This is a genomic window from Clostridium sp. KNHs214, from assembly GCF_000744935.1.
In the GTDB taxonomy this organism is placed as follows: domain Bacteria; phylum Bacillota; class Clostridia; order Clostridiales; family Clostridiaceae; genus Haloimpatiens.
The window spans coordinates 150,492-173,931 of the sequence record NZ_JQMW01000014.1 but is presented as its reverse complement, the minus strand read 5'-3'; the positions used below and the strand labels follow the sequence as shown (position 1 = coordinate 173,931).

Here is a 23,440-nt window from a genome sequence, read left to right as displayed (position 1 = left end):
TATTTTACAAATTTTTAAAAATTGTTCTGTGGAAAATATGAAAAAGTATGTTACAATATAAATAATCAGAAAATTCTAAAATGAATTAGTATTTGAAAGTTCTGTTAACGAAATATTCATTTTAATATTTTAAATGCAATAGGGAAATTTATAAAATAAATAGAGTTTTTAATTTTAAAAGAAGTTTTTTATCTAAATTTAAATTAGAAAATAGTTATACAGAAGTGCAGGCATTAGTGGCTGAGCTTTAATAAAAAATCAGAGTGGTTATGGTAGATAGACATTGGTAAATACGTATAATTTTAAATAAAAACTTTATGCAGAAAATAAAAAAATAAGGGGGTTTTACGATGGTAACACGTGCTATAGAACTAGCTTTAAGAGCTCATGAAAATAAAACGAGAATTGGTACAGATATACCTTATGCAGTACATCCTATAGAGGTAGGTATAATTCTTTCAAGGAATAAAATGGAAGAAGAGACCATAATAGCAGGAATAATACATGATGCGGTGGAGCAGGAGTATTTATCACTAGAAGAAGTAGAGGGGATATTTGGACCTAAAGTTAAGAGGATAGTAGAAAAGGTATATATAGCAGATAAGTATCAGGATGGAGAGGATTATACAGCTAGAAAGAAACGTACTCTAGACTACTTAAGAGAAGAGGCTTCTCCAGAGTTTAAATTTGTAACTTGCGCAGATAGATTAAGCAATGTGAAGATGATGCAAGATGAATACAAGGTAATAGGCGATAAGGTTTGGGAAAGATATAAGGAAGGATATGAAAAAAGGAAATGGTATTATCAGAGTTTGGTGGTAAGTTTAACTCAAATTTCTAGTTATGATATGTATAAGGAGTTTGTTAAAAGGATAGAGGAACTTTTCGGACCTGTTTCAGCTTCTGTATTTATAAATGACGACCTTCAAACTATAGAAGATAGATTTGATATGGACGTGGCAGAACAATCTACATGGCTTACAGAACATATGATAGGATTCTTAGGACAGATTATAGAGGAATTTGAAATAGAAAAGGATGCAAATATAAAAGAAGATTTAAGAAAAGCAATGATAAAGACTTTGGATATGTATCATAATCAAAATAACAACGAGGAATTTAATATTTCTCACGATGATTGGGTTAATTGCATCAAGATATTCTATATACTAAGGAGATTCTTTAAGTTTAATAATACTTGGATAAGAGAGCACATAGGAATAAATTATCTTGCATGGTATAAGTTATATGATACAGAGTTTAAATTAAAAATAAAATAAGCGTGTAGTAAAGATTGTAATTTGAGCCTTTTAGCTTAAAGCTAAAAAACTTAAATTACAATCTTTTTTATTTAGTGGAATATCATATAATGATTAACCTACAAAAAGGTACAATGGGATGGAATTATGAAATTTCTCTGGAATGACTTGCATAAGAAGCGAAAGAACTGTTTAAATTTATTGTTCCGAACTCTTATGCAAGTCAGGGAGGAGAAATTTTATAATTCAAGTAATGTAATGCTTTTTGTGATTTAATCATATAATGCAAATTACATTTTAAGTGTAAAAAAGGTTATATAGGCATATTTAGATAGTGAAAGGGGATGATTCTATGGCAGCTATGGAAAACAAAATCGGAAGTTCCTTGATTTTAAGGAAGGTAGTGTCAACTACTTTAGAGGGAAAAGAAGTGTGTAAAACTCAAAGATTTTCTAAAGTGAAAATCACAGCTACAGCTCAGGATATATTTGATATAGCTGAAGCAATGTCAGCTCTTATAGTGTACCCGGTTAAAGAAATCTTAAAGGAAGACACTAGTACAGTAATAAATGGTTAGGTAGATATTGCAGTAATTAAGAATAAGGGGGGATTTTAAATGGCTAGAGATTTAGTTATGTACTTTATAGATCAGGATAGAAAAAAAGTATCTTTAAGGCTAAAAGATGTAAAGGAAGATATAACCCAGGAGAAGATAGAGGGGATAATGGATTTAGTGATTCAAAAGAATATATTTAAATTATCTGCTGGAGATCTTGTAACTAAGGATAGAGCAGAAATAGTAAGCAGCACAGTTGAAGAAATTAAATTTTAGTTAGAAAAGGAGAGGGAGGGGAGTACCCCTCCCTTATTTTTGTATAATTAAATGCTACTGTTTTAGTATATAGGAGTAGAATTTAGTTTTGCAATTAAGCCTCACCAGAGATTTTGCAAATAAATTATAAAATGATTAACCCACAATAAGGTAGAATGTAATGGAATTATGAAATTTCTCCTCCATGAGTTGCATAAGAGCTTGGAACAATAAATTTAATTTAAGAAATTCTAATCTTTTAGCCATATAAAATTATCTAACGCTCACATTCAGCGTCCTGCCTCAGGTTCGCTAGCCTGGCGTCCTTTTAAGGCTTACGATAATTTTATCTGTCTAAAAGAAGAATTTCTAAAATTAAATTTAAATAGTTCCTTCGCTTCTTATGCAACTCATTCCAGAGAAATTTCATAATTCAAGCAATGTAATACTTATTGTGGGTTAATCATAAAATACTATTTACAAAATAAAAATAAATGATATAATGATGGAGTAGATAGTAATGAAAATCATTATCAATGAGTTACATATTAAATTAATAGTGTCCAGCTGTAGAATGAGCATTATATATGACATGAGAGCCATTGGGTATATGTCGGCATCACATATGGTATTCATGTTGTGAAATGGGCGTTATGCGCAAGAGTAAATAATATAGGAATTTAAGAATTAAAATTAAGATGGGGGGAAATATTTTATGAAGAGTAAATTTTTAGATGAGCTTTCTATAGGAGAGCAGGGAAGTGTAGTTACAATTTCAAAAGAAAGTTCAGTTAAAAGAAGGTTAATGGATATGGGAATACTTCCAGGAACAAAGCTTACAGTAGAAGGAAAAGCACCTATGGGAGATCCTATAGAGATAAAATTAAGAGGGTATAAGCTTACTTTAAGGAAATCAGAAGCCAGTGATATTTTAGTGGAAATTACAGCTTAGAATAACTTATTAAGGGTTATGTTGACTATAATTTTAATATAATTTTCATCTCATGGAAGATGGATTGATAGAGTTGTTAGGTATGATATAAATTAAAGTTAAGAGAAGAAAGGGTGAGCAATATGAAAGGAATGCCTTTAACTTTTGCTAATATAGGACAAAACCTAACTATTACAGATATAAACGGTGGGGAATGTATGTGTAAAAAGCTTAAGGAAATGGGTTTTGTGAACGGAAGCAAAATAAAAGTTATGAGAAATGATGTAGGACCTATAATTGTAAAAATAGGTGATGGAAGAATTATAATAGGCAGAAGTATGGCTACAAAAATAATGGTGGCAGCGGGATAGGAAAATTTTTAAATTTTATTTATTAGAATAAAGAAGAAGAATATTGAAAATAATATTTTTTTTGACGTAATATTGAGAATGAGTATCAATATTAATTTCAAGCTTCATTTTAATGTGAATGTTAATGTTCATCTGGAATGATGAACTAAATTTATTATAAATAAGGGGTGTGATTTAGTTGAATAAGGAAATAATAGTGGCATTAGCGGGGAACCCTAACTGCGGAAAGACCAGTCTTTTCAATGCTCTTACAGGAGCAAGACAGCACGTAGGTAATTGGCCGGGTGTAACAGTAGAAAAAAAGGAAGGAAAGCTTAAACGGGAAAATGAAATACTTAATATTGTAGACTTGCCAGGAACATATAGTCTTGGGGCTTATTCAGAGGATGAAGTGGTGGCTCGTAACTTTATACTGGATGGAGATGCAGATGTAATAATAAATGTAGTAGATGCCACTAATGTAGAGAGAAATTTATATTTGACTACTCAAATATTAGAAATAAATCCTAATGTAGTAGTAGCTTTAAATATGATGGATGAAGCGGAAAATAAGGATATAAAAATAGATATAAATAAGATATCTAAGAGATTAGGAGTTCCAGTAGTTCCTATAGTTGCAACAAAAAAAGAAGGTATAGATAAACTTATAGAAGAAGTTATTAAATTAAGCAATAATAAGAAAAAACAAGGCTTTAAGATAGAATACGGAAAGGATATGGAGAATCAAATATTGCAGGTGCAAAATGAAATTTCAGCTTGCGTGGAGAAAAATTCTTATCCTTTAAATTGGATGGCTATAAAGCTATTTGAAAACGACAATAAAATAGTAGAACTTATAAAATCAAAATCCTGTGGGGATAAAATTTTAAAAAAGGTTGAAAGTGGCGCAGATATTGTAACCAAAGCTGTTGGATATGAGCCAGAAGCACTTATAATAGATAAAAAGTATGAATTTATTGGAAAAGTAACAGAGGGTGCCATTTTAAGAAAAGATGAAAATAAGGATACGCTAACAGATAAGATAGACAAGGTTGTAACTAATAAGTGGCTGGGCATACCTATATTTGCAGTAATTATGTTCTTTGTTTATCAAATTACTATGAAATTTGGTAACGATTTTTTAGGAGGGTATGTAGAAACTGCATTTGAGGCTTTATCAGAGTGGGCAGGTACGTTGGTACCAGATAATATGTTTGGAAGATTTATAGTTGAAGGAGTTATAGGCGGCTTAGGATCTATATTTCCATTTGTACCACTCATATTAGTAATGTATTTATTAATTTCTTTACTAGAAGATGTAGGGTATATGGCTAGAGCGGCTTATGTTATGGATAGATTCATGACTTCTATAGGACTTCATGGTAAGACAGCTGTATCTATGATAATAGGTTCAGGTTGTAATATAGCAGGAATAATGTCTACAAGAACTTTGGAAAGCAAAAAAGATAGAATGGTTGCCATACTTATAAATCCTTTTGTATCTTGTAGTGCTAGACTTCCAGTATATGCACTATTTGCTGGAGCTTTCTTTGGAGAGACTAAGGTAGGACCTTTCTCAGGTGCAGGTATAGTAATATTTTCATTATATGCATTAGGAATCATAGTAGCTATAGTAGCAGGAAAATTTTTAAGCAGTACTTTATTTAAGGGTGAAAATTCATACTTTGTAATGGAATTGCCTCCATATAGAATTCCTACAGGAAAGAGCATACTTACTCACATGTGGGAAAAAGCAGCAGCCTTCGTTAAAAAGGCAGGAACCATAATATTTGGAGTAGTAATATTAGTATTCTTCTTAAGTAACTTCCCATTGGGAGTAGAGCCAGGAAGTGCAGAAAGCATACTTGGAAGAATAGGTGGATTTGTAGCTCCTATATTTAAACCAGCAGGCTTTGGTACATGGCAAGCAGGTGTTTCCCTAGTAACAGGTATATTAGCAAAGGAAACAGTAGTTACTACATTAGGTGGTATATATGCTGGAGGAGATGAAGGGGTTAAATTAGCCATGGCATTAAAAGAGGTATTTACTCCACTATCCGCTTACGCATTCATGGTTATGAATCTTCTATACACACCATGTGCCGCAGCATTAGGAGCAGTGAAAAAGGAAACTAACTCTGTAAAATGGACTATTTTCTCAGCAGTATACAGCTTTGCTATAGCCTGGGTATTTGCAGTACTTATATTCCAAGTGGGAACATTATTGGGACTTTAATTTTAGTCCCTAATCCTTAGTTATTAGATTAATAAAATATAGAAATATGTAAGGCACATTCAAATAAATAATAAGTCAGTATGCTAGTCTATTTTGCGTCATACTGCGTCAGCAGAACCCGCCGATAGTCCTACTAGCGGCGGAACCTGATTCCTTGTCTGACACAAAATATACTAGCATCTTTGACTTGTTATTTCTTTTCATGTACCTAATTGGGTAAAAGAGAATGTAGAATTATGAGGAGGGGATTTTGTTGTTAATGAAATTACTAAAGATAATAGGAAATAAAGGATTTTATTCTAAAAAATCTATAGCCAAGGAACTAGGTATAACTGAAAGCTTTTTAGAGGAAATGGTAGAACAACTTTTTAGAATGGGATATATAGAAAGGGTAAAAGAAGAGGCATGCGCTGGAGGCTGTAAGGGTTGTGCAAAAGCTTGCTGCTGCTCTTCTAATAATTCCAATGTGAATTTTATAAGGGTAACAGAAAAAGGCAAACTACGATTGTAATAGTGAATGGTGAATAGTGGACCTTCAATGGAACTATAATGACCTTAATGGAAGGTTATAGTGGACCGAAAATTAAAGATAATCTTATCATAATAGAGATTAAATAGGATTAATGAAACTATTAGTGGTATATAACAATAATATGAATGTTGAAATATGCACATTAAAGTATTACAATTAAGCCATAATAAAAATTAAATATTGAATTAATAAGTTTTGGGTTTTCTTTTAGGAAATTAAAAGGGAATGTGGTGAAATACCACAGCAGCCCCCGCTACTGTAATAGTGGACGAATCTTATAGCCACTGGTTTTAAAACTGGGAAGGCAAGAGGAGAAAGAAACTAGAGCCAGGAGACCTGCCTTGAACTTCTGTAACAATCTTTCGGTGGGAAGGATTTCAGGAATATAATAGTAACAATTATGCACTATAATAATATTTATTAAGGAAAATTATGTTTGTGCATTTAAAAATATAAAGTATTGTTACAAAACTATTGTATACTGTAAAGACTTCGCAAGGGGTCTTTTTTATTTTGTTGTTTTTAGCAAAGTAAGAACAACGTAAAAACAATCACGAAGCAAAAATAAGCATAAAGCAAAAATAAGAACAAAGTAAAAATAAGAACAAAGTAAAACAAGCTCAAAGAAAAAAATAAGCACAATATAAAAAAAGCGAGTACATGCTAAGAAATCAAAAATTAATATTTTAAATAAGCCTTTTAAAGCCTATTAAGGTTTTTATATAAAAAAGTTACAATATTGGTCAGAAAAAACTTACTCCCAACTTATTAAGTATAAATTGTAAAAGATTCAAAGTTTTCTTTTCCAACTACTGACCAATTACAGCATCTCTGTATTAATATATGGAGGTGCTCTTTTTTATTTACTCAACTTTCGTACATAAATATTTCAAGAGCTACATTAGATGAGTGAAGGTTTTCAATTCTAAATTCTAAATAGCTCCTAAGGGAGTTTTATACTTTTAGAGGATAACCTAACATTCTTTGGAATATGTAGATGCGGGGAACATAAAATTTAATATCAGTATATGTTAAAATAATTTAATGAGACATAAAAATATAAAATATATTTAAGTATGATTTAAATAATAAGAGCGTGATTTCACGAGAAAATATAAACTTTTTAGCCATTGTTGAAGTATAAATTGCTTGTGTTTTGTTAATTTCTGCAATACAATTAGCATGTGTAGAAGTAGTTAGATTTAAAGGAGGAAGATGGGTTGAGAGATAAAAAGTTTTTAATTAGAATACTTTTTATAGTTTTAGGAACCTTTATATATGCAGTGGGAACTAATATATTTATTACACCACATAAGCTTTTAAGTGGAGGGGTGGCATGAATATCTCTTATGGGTCAGTATATAACTAAAATACCTTCAGGATATTGGATATTCATAATAAATATACCGTTATTTATAATTGGATACAGAAAAATAGATTTGGATTTTATATTGTATAGTGCTGTAGGAGCTGTATCTGTATCGGTTTTTTTGATTTTAACAAAGGATTTATCAAATTATGTAATTGTAAAAGATATAAATATAGCTACACTCTTTGGCTCCATAATCACAGGCTATGGATTGGGACTGATATTTAAGCATAGAGCTTCTTTAGGTGGTACGGATATAATTATGGTAATTATAAGAAAAAATACAGGGGCAGATGTGGCAAAATTATTTTTCTTAATAAATGGTATAACAGTATTACTAGGAGCTTTTGTTATAGGACTGCAGAATACATTGTACACTTTAGTATTAATGTATGTAACTGGTGTGGTCATGGAAAAGGTAATGAAGGGTTTCGATAAACAAAATATAGTTATAATAGTTACAGAAAAAGAAAAGGAAGTGTCTGATGCCATTATGGAGGCAACAGGCAGAGGTACCACTTATCTATACGGAGAGGGCGGTTATACTGGTAACCGAAAGAAAATAATTTATTGTCTTATGACTAATAGCCAACTTAATAAGGTAAAAAAATTAACAGAATCTATAGATTCATCAGCTCTTATATCTATATCGCAAGCACAGGAGATAAAGGGCAAAGGATTTTTTACACCAGCAATATAGCACCTAGTAGCAGAAATGCACTAAGGTGCTTTTTTCTACAATTTCTCACTTTACAACTTTACCATGATAAAGTATAATAAAAAACATGAATTGAATTAATGATTAATGCTTAGTTCTTAATTGTTAATTCTTAACTACTGATTATTAAATGTTATTGAAAGGGGATGGAAAGATGAAAAAGGTGGTATTAGCATTAGTTGCAGTTTTATTAGTAAGTGCATTATTGGCAGGTTGTGGGGTGAATAAAGACCATAGCAGCTCAAAAGGAAGCTCTAAAGATAAGTTTGTAGTAGGATTGGATGACAGCTTTCCTCCTATGGGTTTTAGAGATGAAAATGGCGAAATTGTTGGATTTGACATTGATTTAGCTAAAGAGGTTAGTAAGAGGACAGGCCTTTCAGTGGAATTTAAGCCAGTGGATTGGGATGGAATACTTTTAAGTTTAAACAATAAGGACATAGATCTTATATGGAATGGACTTACTATAACTGAGGAGAGAAAAGAAAAGATAGGTTTTTCGGAAAGCTATTTAAAAAACAGACAGATAATTGTGGTATCGAAGAACTCCAATATAAAAAGCAAAAAAGATTTAAATGGCAAAGTAGTAGCAGTTCAAATGGGCAGCAGCAGTGATGAAGCTTTAAATAAAGAAACAGATTTAGTTAAGGGAATAAAAGAAATAAAGAAATACTCAAACAACACAGAAGCTCTTATGGATTTAAAATATCAGCGTGTAAGTGCAGTGGTTATAGATGAAGTGGTGGCTAGATATTATATTAGCAAAAAGCCAGGGGATTATAAAATATTAGAAGATAATTTTGGAGAAGAAGAATACGGTGTAGGTTATAGAAAAAATGATACAGAATTTGGTGCAAAAATAGACAAGGCTTTAAAGCAGATAAAAGAAGATGGAACTATGAATACAATATATAAGAAATGGTTTGGAGAAAAGTAGAAATTTCTCCTCCATGACTTGCATAAGAGCTTGGAACAATAAATTTAATTTAAGAAATTCTAATCCTTTAGCCATATAAAATTATCTAACGTTCACATTCAGCGTCCTGCTTCAGGTTCACTAGCCTGGCGTCCTTGCCAGGCTTACGATAATTTTATCTGCCTAAAAGAAGAATTTCTAAAATTAAATTTAAACAGTTCCTTCGCTTCTTATGCAAGTCATTCCAGAGAAATTTCATAATTCAAGTAGTGTAAGGAGCTTTGTAGGATAATCATGACAGAGAAAGGAAGGTAATTTTTAATGGATAAGATGATAATTTATATATTAAAAGGCGGTATTGTTACTTTAAAGCTATATGCATTAACTATAGTTTTATCAATACCTTTAGGCACTATAATAGCTTTGGCAAAAACTTTTAAGCCCTTTGAAAAGGTACTTGGAATTTACACATGGATTTTTAGGGGGACGCCGCTGCTATTACAACTGTTTTTTTTATACTACGGGCTTCCAGTGCTTGGTATAAAGCTTACGGAATTTTCAGCAGCATTAATTACCTTTATACTAAATTACTCAGCTTATTTTGCAGAAATAATAAGAGGAGGTGTACTGTCCATAGACCAAGGTCAATATGAAGGAGCTAAGGTTTTAGGCATGAATTATGTAGAGACCATGAGGAGAATAATACTTCCTCAGGCATTCTTAAGAATTATACCTTCTATTTGCAATGAAGCTATAAATTTAGTAAAAGATACTGCACTGGTAACGGTAATAGGTATGGGGGAAATCCTTAGAAATTCTAAAGAAATAGTAACTAGAGAATTTACCATAGTACCTTTTTTTATAGCTGCAATTATATACTTAGGTATAAGCTCTTTGATTGTAATATTCTTTAGAAGGCTAGAGAAAAATAATAAATTAGCCATTTCTAAATAAGGTTTTTCATAGAGTAGTTGCAAGGAAAAATAGATTTGTGGAGAGTGGTATAAATGAATGCTATAAATTTAGTTAATGTAAGTAAAAGCTTTGGGGCTTTAAAGGTATTGAAGGGTATAAATTTAAATGTAAAATCAGGAGAAATAGTAAGCATAATAGGACCATCAGGCAGTGGTAAAAGTACTTTGTTAAGGTCAATAATAAAACTTGAAGAAATAGATGAAGGTATAATAGAGATTAAAGAAAAAACAATAGTTAATATAAAGCAGGGGAAAAAGGAAAAAGTCGAAAAGGATGTATTAAATAACTCTCTTAAAAGTATTGGTATGGTGTTTCAAAACTTTAACTTATTTCCTCATAAAACAGTGATGGAAAATATCATGGAGGCTCCACGGGTGGTAAAAAAGATGCCTAGGGAGAAAGCAGAAAAAAATTGCCAAGAGCTTCTTTCCATGGTAGGACTTTTGGATAAAAAGCATTCATATCCCTGTGAGCTTTCAGGAGGACAAAAGCAAAGAGTTGCTATAGCTAGGGCTCTTGCTATGAATCCAGATGTACTTTTATTTGATGAGCCCACATCAGCTTTAGATCCAGAGCTTGTTAGGGAAGTTCTGCAGGTCATAAGTAAACTTGCTAAGGAAAGTGGTAAAACTATGATTATAGTCACTCATGAAATAGCCTTTGCTCTAGAAGTAAGTAATAGAATGGTATTTATGGACAAGGGAGAAATACTAGAAGATTCAACTCCTGAAAAAATGAAAAATACGGTCAATACAAGAATAAAGGGATTTTTTGAATTTATATTTTATAACTGCGAAAGTTAAGTTAGTAACTTTTCCGGGGAAATATCTTGTTACAACATGTAATTTATTACCATATTGCAGACGGGTTTTGTAGATAAAAGAAAGTAGAATTATAAATTTAGATATTTACATACCATTTCCAAGGAAATAATATAAAATTAAATATAAATTTACAAAATATTATTAAAAACTCAATTTTTTTAAATGAAATTTATTGTTCCAAGCTCTTATTAAAGTTATGGAGGAGAAATTTCATAATTTCACCACATTGTACCTTATTGTGGGTTAATCATAATACATATATGAGAATGTTTTTAATAATTTTGTAACCTTTTTAATACTATTTTGTAACTCAAAAAAATTTCTTTTGAGTATAATATTAAATAGGTAATCAAATTTGCTACACCAATTAGGAAAGATAATGTAGGGCGAATTTAATGCTCGATACACTATCTCCCTTTTCCCGAATGTTTTCCAGAAGTACCCCAAAGCTTCTGGAAATTTTTTTTTGCATTTTTTGCTACTATTGAATAATACACTTTAGTGTATTAAAATTGTATTAATATATAAAATAATAAATAGATTCTAGACACTGGATACTAATTATAGCTATGATTGAATAATAGTATTGGAGACTAGGAATGGAAAACTAAATACTACCTAGTGTATTAAAGTTATTGTAAGGAAAGAAGGTGGAGCGGTGAAAAGAATAGATAAAATATACAATTATATAAAAGAAAGGTCAGAAAATACTTCTATGGATGAGCTTAGAGAAGTAGGTGGCTTTAGTGCTCAGGAAATAGGAGAAGACTTGGACATACTTAGAAATAATGCAAGTAAAGAACTAAATGAACTTTGTAGAATGGGCAAACTTATTAAAATAAAAGGTAGACCGGTATTATATTTTCATAGAAAAAGTATTGAAAGCTTGATACAGAAAAAAATACCGGAAGAGCTTTTAGAAGTGGATAGTATAAATAAAATTTTGGGAAAAGGTGAAATTAAAGAGGAAAAATCTCCTTTTCACTACCTTATAGGAGCTGAAAATAGTCTTAAGAATCAAATAGAGCAGGCGAAGGCAGCTATACTATATCCGCCTAATGGGTTACATACTTTGATAGTAGGTCAAACAGGGGTTGGAAAAACTTTATTTGCAAATATGATGTATAACTATGCCAGATACATAGATAGATTGCCAAAGGATGCACCTTTTGTAGTTTTCAATTGTGCAGACTATTATAATAATCCTCAGCTTTTATTATCTCATGTATTTGGATATATTAAAGGAGCTTTTACTGGAGCGGATACAGAAAAGCAGGGCTTGGTGGAAAAAGCTAATGGAGGAATACTTTTTTTAGATGAAATTCACAGATTACCTCCTGAGGGTCAGGAAATGCTATTTTATTTCATGGATACAGGCACCTATAATAAATTAGGAGAAACTGAAAGAAAAAGAAGGGCAAATGTTTTCATAATAGGAGCTACTACAGAAGATCCTACCTCAGCGCTTTTAAAGACATTTATAAGAAGGATACCTATTACCATCACTATTCCTAATTTTGACGAAAGACCTATGGAAGATAAGGTGGATATAATAAAACACCTTTTATCCAACGAAGCCCACAGGGTAAATAAACCTATAAAAATCACTTCTGAAGCAGTAAAGGCATTGATAGGAAGTACGTCCTATGGCAATATAGGTCAGCTTAAATCTAATATTCAGCTTATATGTGCCCAAGGTTTTTTAAATAGCATAAATACAGATAATTATATAGAAATAGATTTTAAAACCCTGCCAAACAATATCAAAAGCGGACTTATTTCCATGGGAGCTAAGAGGAAAGAGTCAGAAGAACTATGGAGAATTATGCCTTCAGATATAGTAATAACACCACAAGGATATAAAGAACTTATAGAGGAGGATCCTTATGAACCTCCATTTAATCTTTATAAAATAATAGAAGACAAAGCATCTATTTTAAAAGAAGAAGGCATGGATGATGAAAATATAAATAAATTCATAACTACAGATATAAATGTACATATTAGATGTTTTTATGATAAATTTAAAAATGATGGAAAAAATAGAGAGAGAATATTAAAGATAGTGGATGATCATATATTAAAGTTCTCAGAAGAAGTACAAAAGCTTGCAGAGAAAAGACTAAATAAAAAATTTAATGATAGATTTTTGTATGCTTTGAGTCTTCATTTAAGCGCATTTTTTAATAGAATGAATAAAAAAACGGAGCTGAAATACACAAATGTAGACAGCATAATAAAAGATAATCCCATGGAGTACAAGGTTGCGGTAGAAGTCAAGAGCATGATAGAGGAAAGATATAAAGTAAAAGTTCCAAAGGTGGAGGTTATATATTTAACGCTGCTTTTAAATTCCATTCAGGATACTGGTAATACTGGTAGAGTGGGAATAATAGTAGCAACTCATGGCAGCAGCACTGCCAGCAGCATGGTGGGAGTAGTTCAAAAACTTTTAGAAGAGGAGAATGTAGAGGCTATAGATATGCCACTAGAAATAAGTCCTAAGGAAATTTTGGAGGAAATGACTCAAAAGGTAAAGGAAATAGATAGGGGAAAAGGCGTGCTAATACTAGTAGACATGGGCTCTCTTACAGGGTTTGGAAGTATAATATCTGAAAAAACTGGCATAAAAATTAAAACTATAGATATGGTATCCACCCCTATAGTTTTAGAGGCAGTTAGAAAGTCTAATATATTTGATATGGATTTGGAAAGTGTATACAATTCTCTAAAAGATTTCAAAGGATACTCTAATAAAATTCAAGAGAAGTCTAAATCTAGTGATGGGGTAATAGTAACCTTGTGTACAACAGGTGAAGGAGCGGCACTAAAACTTAAAAAGCTAGTAGAGGATATTGTAACAAATGTATCAGAAAAACCAGTGAACATAATACCAATAGGCATTAAGAATATGAAAGAGGATTTGGAGAAAATATCTGAAGATTTCCCTATTTTAGCTACAGTAGGAGCAGTAAATCCAGAAATAGAAGCTCCCTTTATATCATTAGAATCATTAATAAATGGAGAAGGGGAAAAAATAATTAAAAACATAATAAGGGGAAATAAAGAAGAAACTGAAACTGAAAAAGAACAAAATGTAGTAGTTAGAGAGCTATGTGAAGATAGTTTAAAACAGTTTTTAACATATCTAAATCCAGAAAAAATAATAAGTGTATTGATAAGATTTGTAAGTGTATTAGAAAAAGTCATGGAAAAAGAGTTTTCAAATTCTATGAAAATAAGAATAATTCTCCATGTTGCCTGTGCTCTAGAGAGAATGGTTATAAAAGACGGCTTAGAGTATAAGTACGATAAAGAAAAATTGGATAAGGATAAGCTCATAAAAGTAAAGTCTGCTTGTGCTATATTTAAAGAAAGTATAAATTTAGAACTGACAGAAGATGAAATTTATTATATAGTTGAAATGTTTATGTAAGGTACATTCAAATAAATAACAATAAGGATTTAAATTTTCAATTTTACATTTTTATTTTATAACTACGAAAGTTGAATAAGTGATAAATAATAAATAATAAATAATAAGTAATAAGTAAGAAGTAATACAGTATTAAAATAAAAGGTAATGGGATTAAAAGAGTTATAAAGCGTATTGAAATTAGAAATAGTGTATCAAAAATTAAATTAATGTATTAAAATTTAAAAAAATAAAAAAATAATGCGTCTTTAAGTTAGATATTAAAAAAGATCTACTAAAGACGTTTTTTTGATACACTTTTTTGGCACAAGCTTTGCTATAGATATATGCATAAGAAATAATTAATATGAAGGAAAGGCTTAAGCAAGGCATAAATTTAAAAAAGTAAGCAAAAATAAATTAAAAAGATAATAAAAGTTAAAGATAAAATACTAAGGATAAAAATAGTAGATATAAAAATACTAAAGATAAAAATAAATTTCAAAAACAGATAAAAGAATTACAGAGCAATTTATAGTTTGGTACAAAAAATAATATGTAAAAAAGTTAAAGTCAGATCAATATAAAGGGAGGAAAAAAATGACAGCTATAATAATAGGAACCCATGGTAATTTTTCAGAGGAATTAGTTAAGTCATCAGAAATGATTTTTGGAAAACAAGAAAATGTAGGATATGTAACTTTTAAGCCAGGTGAAGGTTCAGAAGATCTTATCAATAAGTATAATGAGCTTTTAACTACTTTAGATACTAAGGATGGAGTGCTTTTCATGGTAGATCTTTTTGGAGGAAGTCCATTTAATGCGGCTAGTAGAATTGCAATAGGAAAAGAAAATATGGACATAATAACAGGTGTAAATTTACCAATGCTTTTAGAAGTTTATGGATCAAGAGGTTTTTCAAATTTAGAAGAACTAGTTAATGTAGCTAAAAATAGTGGAATAGAAAGCATAAAGGCTTTTAAAGAAGTAATGAATTCACAAGAGGAGGATGATTTATAATGAATATTGTATTAGCAAGAATAGATGATAGATTAATTCACGGACAGGTAGCAACTATATGGACAAAGGAAACTAAATGCACAAGAATAATAGTTTGCAATGATGATGTGGCTAATGATGACATAAGAAAAACCTTATTAACACAGGTGGCGCCTCCAGGAATAAAGGCACATGTAGTTGATTTAGCAAAAGCAGTAAGAGTTTACAACAATCCTAAATATGAAAATGACAAAGTTATGTTTCTTTTTACAAACCCATCAGACGTTTTAACTTTAGTAGAAAATGGAGTAGATATTAAAAGTGTAAATATAGGTGGTATGTCTTTCAAAGAAGGAAAGAAAAAAATAACAGGAGCAGTTTCTGTAGATGATAAGGATATAGAAGCATTTAAAAAGCTTAGTGAAAAAGGAATAGAACTTGAAATAAGAAAAGTTGCTGCAGATTCAAAAGCAGACATAATGCCATTAATACAAAACTTAATTCAAAAATAAAAGGAGGGCTAAATAATGGGAATTAGCACTATACAGATTATATTGGTATTTATAGTTGCATGTATTGCTGGTATGGGTAGTGTTTTAGATGAATTTCAAACCCATAGACCGCTAGTAGCATGTACATTAATTGGACTTGTATTGGGAGACTTAAAGACAGGTATTATAATAGGTGGAACTCTTGAGATGATGGCCTTAGGCTGGATGAACGTAGGAGCAGCTATGGCACCAGATGCAGCTCTTGCAAGTATTGTTTCTGCTGTAATAGTTATAGCAGGAAAGCAAAGCATAGGAGCTGGTATAGCAGTGGCAATTCCAATAGCAGCTGCAGGGCAAGTTTTAACTATATTTGCAAGAACTTTAACCGTTGTATTCCAGCACAGAGCTGATAAATATGCTGAAGATGGAAACATAGCTGGAATAGATAGATGTCATATAGGAGCATTGGCAATACAAGCATTGCGTGTGGCAATACCATCACTTTTGGTAGCTATGTTTGTTGGAACAAATGTGGTACAAAATATGCTTAATGCAATACCAGATTGGATTACTGGAGGACTTGGGGTTGCTGGTGGATTCATAGTAGTTGTGGGATATGCCATGGTTATAAATATGATGGAAGCAAAATACTTAATGCCATTTTTCTTCTTAGGCTTCGTAGTGGCAGCATTTACAAACTTTAACTTAGTTGCTCTAGGAATTATAGGAACAGTGTTTGCTATAGTATACATTCAGTTAAATCCAAAGTACAGCAAGGTAGAAGTAGCAGCGGTACCTGCAGGAGCTGTACAATCAAATTTAGATGATGATCTAGACGATGAATTAGATTAGGAAGAAGGAGGGTTAAGGATGGAAAATTATAAGGAATTAGAAAAGAAAATAACTAAAAAAGATCGTATAAATATGTTCATTCGTTCAAATTTCCACCAAGGTTCCTGGAACTTTGAAAGAATGCAGGCATTAGGATATTGTTTTGCAATGATACCAATAATAAAAAGATTGTATCAAGGTGAAGAGAGAAAGAAAGCATTAAAAAGACACTTAGAATTCTTCAACACTCAACCATTCGTAACAGCTCCAATTCTTGGAGTTACATCAGCTATGGAAGAGCAAAGAGCTAATGGCGCCGACATAGACGATGGTGTTATAAACGGTGTAAAGATAGGCCTTATGGGACCTTTGGCAGGAGTTGGTGACCCAATATTTTGGGGGACTTTAAGACCAGTAGTTGCAGCTCTTGGTGCATCTTTAGCTCAAGGTGGCAGCATACTTGGACCTTTACTATTCTTCCTATTATTTAACGTAATTCGTTTAGGCTTTAGATGGTATGGAATAGAGTATGGATATAAAAAGGGTACTGATATAGTTAAAGACATGGGTGGAAACAGACTTCAAAAATTAACAGAAGGAGCTTCAATACTTGGATTATTTGTAATGGGAGCATTAGTAAGCAAATGGACTACCTTAAACATACCAGTAGTTATATCTAAAGTAACTAATCAACAAGGTAAAGTTATTGAAACTACAGTTCAGGGCATACTAGATCAACTATTACCAGGATTAGTACCATTATTATTAACATTCTTATGTATGAAACTTTTAAAGAAAAAGGTAAATCCAATTTGGATAATATTTGGATTGTTCGCTATAGGTATAATAGGATTCAAACTTGGCTGGTTAGCATAGTTAACAATTTTAAGAAAGGGCTGGAAGTAAGATTCTAGCCCTTTTTCCATTGAGTATTGAGTATTAAATATCTATGATTAAACTTCAAAAGATGCAATGTGGTGAATTGTGAAATTTCATAATTAGAGTAGTGTAATACCTTTTTGTGATAAAATAATATAATGTTATTATAGAGACAATAGGGAGTGATATTATGTATCCATTAAAATTTGAAAATTTATATTATGAAAAAATATGGGGCGGAAGGGATTTAGAAGAATTTAGAGATAACCTTCCAGAAGGCAATATAGGTGAAAGCTGGGATATAGCTTGTCATAAAAATGGCACCAGTGTAGTAGCTAATGGAAAATTTAAAGGAATGAGACTAGATGAACTTATAGAAAAATGTCATGAGAAAGTTATAGGAACTAAAATTCATAAAGAATGGTTTCCTCTTTTAATAAAGCTTATAAATGCAAAGGATAAACTTTCTGTACAGGTGCATCCAAATGATACCTATGCAAAAGAAGTTGAGGGAGAAATGGGAAAAACCGAGGTTTGGTATGTGGTAGAGGCTTTTGAAGGAGCTAATTTAGTAGTAGGTACTAAGGAAAATTGCACCAAGGAACAATTTCAAAAAGCAGTGGAAAGTGGAAATTCAGACGAATATATGAATAGAATACCTGTTAAAAAAGGTGATGTTTATTTTGTAAAAAGTGGACTTATTCATGCCATAGGAGAAGGGGTTATAATAGCGGAAATACAGCAAAATAGTGATACTACATATAGAGTTTATGACTATAACAGAGGAAGAGAACTACACATAGAAAAAGCACTGGATGTTATAGATTTAAATTTACAAGGAAAGAAAAGAGATGGAATAAAAGTTAAAAAGTCAGGGTATGAAAAGAACTATTTATGTCTCTGTAAGGATTTCTCTTTAGAATTATATAACATAGAAAAACAATGTGCTGAAAAAAGTGATGAAGAGAGATTTTTTGCTTTTACTTGCGTAGAAGGTCAAGGAGAGATTTTATATAATAGTGGAAAAAAAGCTATAAAACAGGAAAAAGAAATTATAAGGAAAGGAGATAGTATTTTAATACCTGCTTTTCTTGGGGAATATACATTAAAGGGGAAAATGAAACTTTTAAAAAGTTATCTTCCAAATATAGAGAAGGTAGAAAAAGAAATTTTGCAAGAAATAGAATAGTAAATAATCATTAAATGATTAAACCACAATAAGGTATAATTCAGGTAATGTAATGCTTTTTGTGGTGCACTAGAAATGGAGATAAAAGCTGAAAAACAATGGTATTTCCATGAAACTATGGAAAAATTAAAGTGCAAATATATTATGGGAAAATTCAGAAAAATTCAAAAAGTGGTATAATGGTGCAAATGGGTATTGTTTTGGAGGGGTTCTAATATTATAGAGGCTAAAGGGTTTCTTAATAGTGATTGGGGTGAGAATATATGGTTAACTTTCTGATGGCTTTAAATTTAATTCTTATACTGGCTGCTATAGTACTTTTTGTTAGAAGCTTTATAATAAAATATATAGCTAGTTATAATGAGAGTAAAAACATATTGTTTGTAGGTTTAATAGTTGCTTGTTTGCTTTTAAGCATAAATGGTGTGGTAAAGTGTGCTCAAGTTAATGAATTTAAAGAAGTATTAAAACTTGAAGGTTCTTTTTTCGGGGATGGGACAATAAAGATGATTGAGGATGGCATAGCTATGTTAACAAAGAGTATGATAAAGACCATATCTATTGGCTATGGATGCTTACTGGCAGCAATTTTATTAACGTTTAGCTTTAAAAGGGAATTTAAAAGGGAACTGGCAAAGCCAAAGTATAGATGGGATTGGAGCAGAATCATTTTAAAATGAAAGTAGAAATATGCTACACAAAAAATTCTTGAATATACAAGGAATCCCTCACTTAAGTGTTAAGAAGCGAGGGAGAATTCAACTAGGCATTTGTAGGTTACATCTCTACCGCAAATGTCTATTTTACTTTTATAGAGAATTAAAGTATATTCAAATAAATAATAAGTCAGTATGTCAGTATATTTTGCGTCATACTGAGTCAGCAGAACTTGACGATAGTCCTGCCAAAGGCAGAACCTGCTTCCTTGCCTGACACAAAATATAATAGCATCTTTGGCTTGTTATTTCTTTTTTCATGTACCTAAAGTTATTACGAAAAAAGGAGGATAATGATATAATGGAAATAGTTATTTTATTTCTATATATGAAAATTCAGCAGGTAAGAGAATAATAATGTAAAGTTATTTTGTGTATTATAATTAAAAATGGAGGGAAATTATGAACGGGGCACAACTTAAATTAATAGCCATAATAGTTATGTTAATAGACCATACAGGGGCATTGCTTTTTCCAAAAGTGTACATTTTAAGAGTGATAGGAAGATTGGCTTTCCCTATTTTTGCTTATTTTATAAGTGAGGGGTATATAAAAACAAGTGATGTTGAAAAATACAAGAAAAGACTGTTTGTGTTTGCACTTATATCTCAAATACCTTTTTATTTGGCTTTTAAAAATATAGTTTATTTAAATATATTCTTTACATTATTTTTAGGTCTTTATGCCATAAAGGTTTATGATGAAAATGGAAGCATAGGGACAATATGGCTTATGGGCATTTTGGCACAAGTAATTAACACTGATTATGGATTATATGGAGTATTTACTATATACTTTTTTTATAAATATCATGAAGATTTTAAGACTATGGCAAAAAAACAGGTGTTTTTAAATATAATATTTGTGTCAGTTATATTTTTAATAACTGTTTTAAGTCCATTTAATAGAGGTAAGGATGCGGCATGGATTTTAAAGGCATTCGTGGGGACAGGTATGCAAGCAATTTCTCTACTATCATTATTTCTTATAAAAAGTTATAATGGTCAAAGAGGTAGGAGTATGAAATATCTATTTTATGCCTTTTATCCTGTGCATCTTATGATATTATGGATGATTAAAAATATAGTATAATGTATTAGGCACATTCAAAGAAATAACAAATCAGTATGCTAGTCTATTTTGCGTCATACTGAGTTAGCAGAGCCCTCCCATAGTCCTACCAAAGGCCGAACCTGCTTCCTTGTCTGACACAAAATATACCAGCAGCTTTGAATTGTTATTTATTTTAATGTACCTTAAGTAAAGGAAGGATCAAGATGAGAGCTACTATAAACTTAGAATTAAAACAACCTATAAAGCTACCTATTCAGTACAATCATATAATAAATGGAGCTATATTGAATTGGTTACGGAACGTGGAAAGTAACAAATTTATCCACGATGAAACATTTAAACAAAATGCTAAAAATAATAAATTCTATACTTTCTCAAAGCTTCAAGGCAAATTTACTATGGATGTTAAAAATAAAAAAATAACTTATTATAGTGGTGTGAATTTACTTATATCTTCTTATGATGATAAGTTTCTTTCGCACATAATAAATTCTTTGGTAATGAAGGAAAGTATGAATATATTAAATCAAGAAATAAAAATAGACAATATAGAAACCTCACTTTATTCTGTAAATCAGGAGGAAATAAAGGTATACACTAAATCACCAGTAACTGTGTATAGTACCTTTAAGGAAGAAGGAAAGAATAAAACACGCTACTATAGCCCTTATGAAAAGGAATTCGAAGAAATAGTAAGGAAGAGCTTAATAAATAAGTACAAGTCATTTTATGGAAAAATGCCAAAGGATAATAGATTTTCCATAGAGCTTTTAAATAGAAAGCAACCTAAGGAAAGCGTAATTATATATAAGGGAATAGTGATAAAAGCATGGAGCGGAGAATTTGTAATGAGGGGCTCTAAAGAGCTTTTAAATTTAGCCTATCAAGCGGGAATAGGAGCTAAAAATTCTCAAGGCTTTGGATGCGTAGAACTTATAGATAACTAAAGCGTATCAATTCCAAAATTAAAAGGAGGATTTGCGTTGGATAGAGTGATTTTTCACGTGGATGTAAATTCGGCTTTTTTATCATGGGAGGCAGTGGAGAGACTTAAAACTGAAGGAGGACAGGATATAAGAGAAGTTCCATCAGTAGTGGCAGGAGACCCTAGAAGCAGGAGGGGTGTAGTTCTTGCCAAGTCTCAGTCTGCTAAGGAATTCGGCATCAAAACAGGGGAACCTTTATACTGGGCAGTACAAAAATGTCCTTCAATTATAATAGTTCCGCCACATCATGAAATGTACCTTAGATACAGTGCAGACATGTTAAAAATATTGAAAAGCTACACTCCTCTAGTGGAAAGATACTCCATAGATGAGTGTTTTTGTGATTTCACAAATATGGTAAAAGGTAAAAATGAAACCTTAGATTTAGCTTATAGAATAAAAGACCATATAAAAAATTCTCTAGGTTTCACTGTAAATGTAGGGATTTCAACAAATAAACTTTTGGCAAAAATGGCATCGGATTTTAAAAAGCCGGATAGGGTGCATACTTTATATTCTGAAGAAATAGAAAAAAAGATGTGGCCGCTTCCTGTACAGGAACTTTTTATGGTAGGGAAGGCTACAGTGCCAAAGCTTCATAAAATGAACATACACACCATAGGGGATTTGGCTAAATATGATGTAAACTTAGTTAAAGATAAGCTTAAAAGCCATGGAGTCACCATTTGGAATTATGCTAGAGGCGTTGAAAATTCACCAGTAGATGAGAATTCTAGGGTGAAGTCAAAGGGTATGGGAAATTCCACTACCATTGCTTCTGACGTGGTGGATAGAGAAAATGCCCACAAGATTTTAATATCCCTTTGTGAGGAACTGTGCGTGCGACTTAGAAAATCTGAAAATCGCTGCTACGTGGTGGCAGTAAATATAGGGCTAAGCGATTTTAATTCATTTTCAAGACAAAAGAAGCTTTTTACTCCTACAGATTCCACCAAGACCATAATGGATGTGGCACTGAAGCTTTTCGATGAGCTTTGGGATGGTGCACCCATTAGAAAATTAGGCATATATCTTTCAGAACTAACCGACCATGAGTATTATCAGCCATCTTTTTTTGATATTGAAAAGGATGAAAAGCAAAAAGCTCTAGACAATGCGCTAGATAAGCTTAAAGAAAAGTATGGCAGTGATGTGGTTACTAGGTCGTGCCTTTTGAAAGAGAAGAAATGAGGAATGAACAATGAGCAATGAGGAATAACATCAAACATCAAATATAAATTGTAGGTGGAGAGTTGAGGGTTCTTAAGAAAGACTAGAGGGGTGAAACTTAATTGATCATTGAGCATTGAAAATTGAGCAATGAAAAGGGGTTGAGTTACATGAAAATAGGGTATGCTTGTATTCCTTTAACAATGCCATACAAGACCACTAGGAGCTTTATGATAAAAAATTTTTCTGAGGATAGATTCTATCAGTGTGCTTCAGAAAATCTTGAGGATTTAAAAAATATATTGAAGTGCAATGTGAAAAAAGGCATATATCTTTTTAGGATAAGTTCAGATATAATTCCCTTTGGGAGTCACAGGATAAATAATATAAAGTGGTGGGAGATTTTTAAAAAGCAGCTAAGTGAAATAGGGCAGTATATAAAGGAGCAGGGGGTAAGGGTTTCCATGCACCCAGGTCAGTATACAGTTTTAAATTCACCTTCCAGTGAGGTTTTAGAAAATAGCTTAAGGGATATAGAATATCATTGCAAATTTTTAGATTCTCTAAAGCTTGATTGTACCCACAAAATAGTTTTACACATAGGTGGAGTTTATGGGGATAAAAAGCTTTCCATGAAAAGATTTGTGGACAATGCAAATAATATAATAAGAATGTAGGAAAAATACAAAATAAAAATGTATAAAAACCTACATTCTTATTTTGTATTTTGGACATAATTGCTATACTTCTACATGGAGGTATAACAACT

At 31.5% G+C, this 23,440-nt stretch carries 22 protein-coding genes, 1 pseudogene and 1 riboswitch; all 23 genes and pseudogenes read left to right on the top strand.

Translation table 11 applies throughout. From position 1 onward, the window contains the following. The first annotated feature begins 350 nt into the window (after window positions 1–350). The 23 genes and pseudogenes from CC89_RS19700 (at window position 351) to CC89_RS18940 (ending at window position 23,348) form a co-directional block, all read left to right on the top strand. A complete protein-coding gene (locus CC89_RS19700; protein ID WP_051932044.1) occupies window positions 351–1,280 on the top strand; it encodes an HD domain-containing protein in 930 nt (309 codons plus the stop codon). Between the two features lie 331 nt (window positions 1,281–1,611). Further along, entirely contained in the window at window positions 1,612–1,836 is a 225-nt protein-coding gene (locus CC89_RS19040; protein ID WP_035294958.1) for a DUF1659 domain-containing protein, read from the top strand. A 39-nt stretch (window positions 1,837–1,875) separates the two neighbouring features. Beyond that, on the top strand, window positions 1,876–2,091 hold the full coding sequence (locus CC89_RS19035) for a DUF2922 domain-containing protein (protein WP_035294955.1): 216 nt from the start codon (window positions 1,876–1,878) through the stop codon (window positions 2,089–2,091). A 694-nt stretch (window positions 2,092–2,785) separates the two neighbouring features. Next, on the top strand, window positions 2,786–3,022 hold the full coding sequence (locus tag CC89_RS19030) for a FeoA family protein (RefSeq protein ID WP_035294953.1): 237 nt from the start codon (window positions 2,786–2,788) through the stop codon (window positions 3,020–3,022). A 122-nt stretch (window positions 3,023–3,144) separates the two neighbouring features. Further along, entirely contained in the window at window positions 3,145–3,372 is a 228-nt protein-coding gene (locus tag CC89_RS19025; protein WP_035294951.1) for a FeoA family protein, read from the top strand. Window positions 3,373–3,550: 178 nt separating this feature from the next. Then, window positions 3,551–5,587 carry a ferrous iron transport protein B gene (gene feoB / locus CC89_RS19020; protein WP_035294949.1) on the top strand — a complete coding sequence of 679 codons (2,037 nt, stop codon included), beginning with the start codon at window positions 3,551–3,553 and terminating at the stop codon, window positions 5,585–5,587. Window positions 5,588–5,846: 259 nt separating this feature from the next. Further along, window positions 5,847–6,098, top strand: coding sequence for a FeoC-like transcriptional regulator (locus CC89_RS19015; RefSeq protein ID WP_286161416.1), 252 nt, complete (start codon window positions 5,847–5,849; stop codon window positions 6,096–6,098). Between the two features lie 201 nt (window positions 6,099–6,299). Then, window positions 6,300–6,477, top strand: a riboswitch (cobalamin riboswitch). 862 nt (window positions 6,478–7,339) lie between these two features. Then, a pseudogene (locus tag CC89_RS21340) lies at window positions 7,340–7,972 on the top strand (YitT family protein); the annotation flags it as partial. 9 nt (window positions 7,973–7,981) lie between these two features. Next, window positions 7,982–8,188, top strand: a complete 207-nt coding sequence (locus CC89_RS21335; protein ID WP_286161415.1) for a YitT family protein — start codon at window positions 7,982–7,984, stop codon at window positions 8,186–8,188. Window positions 8,189–8,360: 172 nt separating this feature from the next. Continuing rightward, the gene (locus CC89_RS19005) at window positions 8,361–9,143 is read left to right on the top strand and encodes an amino acid ABC transporter substrate-binding protein (protein ID WP_035294945.1); all 783 of its coding nucleotides are present in this window, start codon (window positions 8,361–8,363) and stop codon (window positions 9,141–9,143) included. A 300-nt stretch (window positions 9,144–9,443) separates the two neighbouring features. After that, window positions 9,444–10,076: an amino acid ABC transporter permease gene (locus tag CC89_RS19000; RefSeq protein WP_035294943.1), complete on the top strand. Its 633-nt coding sequence runs from the start codon at window positions 9,444–9,446 to the stop codon at window positions 10,074–10,076. A 53-nt stretch (window positions 10,077–10,129) separates the two neighbouring features. Then, on the top strand, window positions 10,130–10,900 hold the full coding sequence (locus CC89_RS18995; protein WP_035294941.1) for an amino acid ABC transporter ATP-binding protein: 771 nt from the start codon (window positions 10,130–10,132) through the stop codon (window positions 10,898–10,900). Between the two features lie 679 nt (window positions 10,901–11,579). Then, window positions 11,580–14,357, top strand: coding sequence for a sigma-54-dependent transcriptional regulator (locus CC89_RS18990; RefSeq protein WP_035294939.1), 2,778 nt, complete (start codon window positions 11,580–11,582; stop codon window positions 14,355–14,357). Window positions 14,358–14,936: 579 nt separating this feature from the next. Further along, a complete protein-coding gene (locus CC89_RS18985) occupies window positions 14,937–15,356 on the top strand; it encodes a mannose/fructose/sorbose PTS transporter subunit IIA (protein ID WP_035294937.1) in 420 nt (139 codons plus the stop codon). Then, the gene (locus CC89_RS18980; RefSeq protein ID WP_035294935.1) at window positions 15,356–15,847 is read left to right on the top strand and encodes a mannose/fructose/sorbose PTS transporter subunit IIB; all 492 of its coding nucleotides are present in this window, start codon (window positions 15,356–15,358) and stop codon (window positions 15,845–15,847) included. Before CC89_RS18985 ends, CC89_RS18980 begins: the two co-directional genes overlap by 1 nt. A gap of 21 nt (window positions 15,848–15,868) precedes the next feature. Continuing rightward, window positions 15,869–16,678, top strand: a complete 810-nt coding sequence (locus CC89_RS18975) for a PTS mannose/fructose/sorbose transporter subunit IIC (protein ID WP_353601657.1) — start codon at window positions 15,869–15,871, stop codon at window positions 16,676–16,678. Between the two features lie 18 nt (window positions 16,679–16,696). Beyond that, the gene (manZ, locus tag CC89_RS18970) at window positions 16,697–17,533 is read left to right on the top strand and encodes a PTS mannose transporter subunit IID (protein ID WP_035294931.1); all 837 of its coding nucleotides are present in this window, start codon (window positions 16,697–16,699) and stop codon (window positions 17,531–17,533) included. Between the two features lie 193 nt (window positions 17,534–17,726). After that, the gene (locus tag CC89_RS18965) at window positions 17,727–18,725 is read left to right on the top strand and encodes a type I phosphomannose isomerase catalytic subunit (RefSeq protein WP_035294929.1); all 999 of its coding nucleotides are present in this window, start codon (window positions 17,727–17,729) and stop codon (window positions 18,723–18,725) included. Window positions 18,726–18,988: 263 nt separating this feature from the next. Next, window positions 18,989–19,405 (top strand): hypothetical protein, encoded by a 417-nt coding sequence (locus tag CC89_RS18960; protein WP_035294927.1) that lies wholly within the window; start codon window positions 18,989–18,991, stop codon window positions 19,403–19,405. Between the two features lie 438 nt (window positions 19,406–19,843). Further along, window positions 19,844–20,533: a TraX family protein gene (locus CC89_RS18955; RefSeq protein ID WP_051932041.1), complete on the top strand. Its 690-nt coding sequence runs from the start codon at window positions 19,844–19,846 to the stop codon at window positions 20,531–20,533. Between the two features lie 185 nt (window positions 20,534–20,718). Next, complete coding sequence (gene cas6 / locus CC89_RS18950; RefSeq protein WP_035294925.1) at window positions 20,719–21,462, top strand: CRISPR-associated endoribonuclease Cas6; 744 nt, start codon at window positions 20,719–20,721, stop codon at window positions 21,460–21,462. Between the two features lie 36 nt (window positions 21,463–21,498). After that, window positions 21,499–22,692, top strand: a complete 1,194-nt coding sequence (locus tag CC89_RS18945; protein ID WP_035294923.1) for a DNA polymerase Y family protein — start codon at window positions 21,499–21,501, stop codon at window positions 22,690–22,692. Between the two features lie 149 nt (window positions 22,693–22,841). After that, the gene (locus tag CC89_RS18940; protein ID WP_051932040.1) at window positions 22,842–23,348 is read left to right on the top strand and encodes an apurinic/apyrimidinic endonuclease family protein; all 507 of its coding nucleotides are present in this window, start codon (window positions 22,842–22,844) and stop codon (window positions 23,346–23,348) included. Window positions 23,349–23,440: the final 92 nt, after the last annotated feature.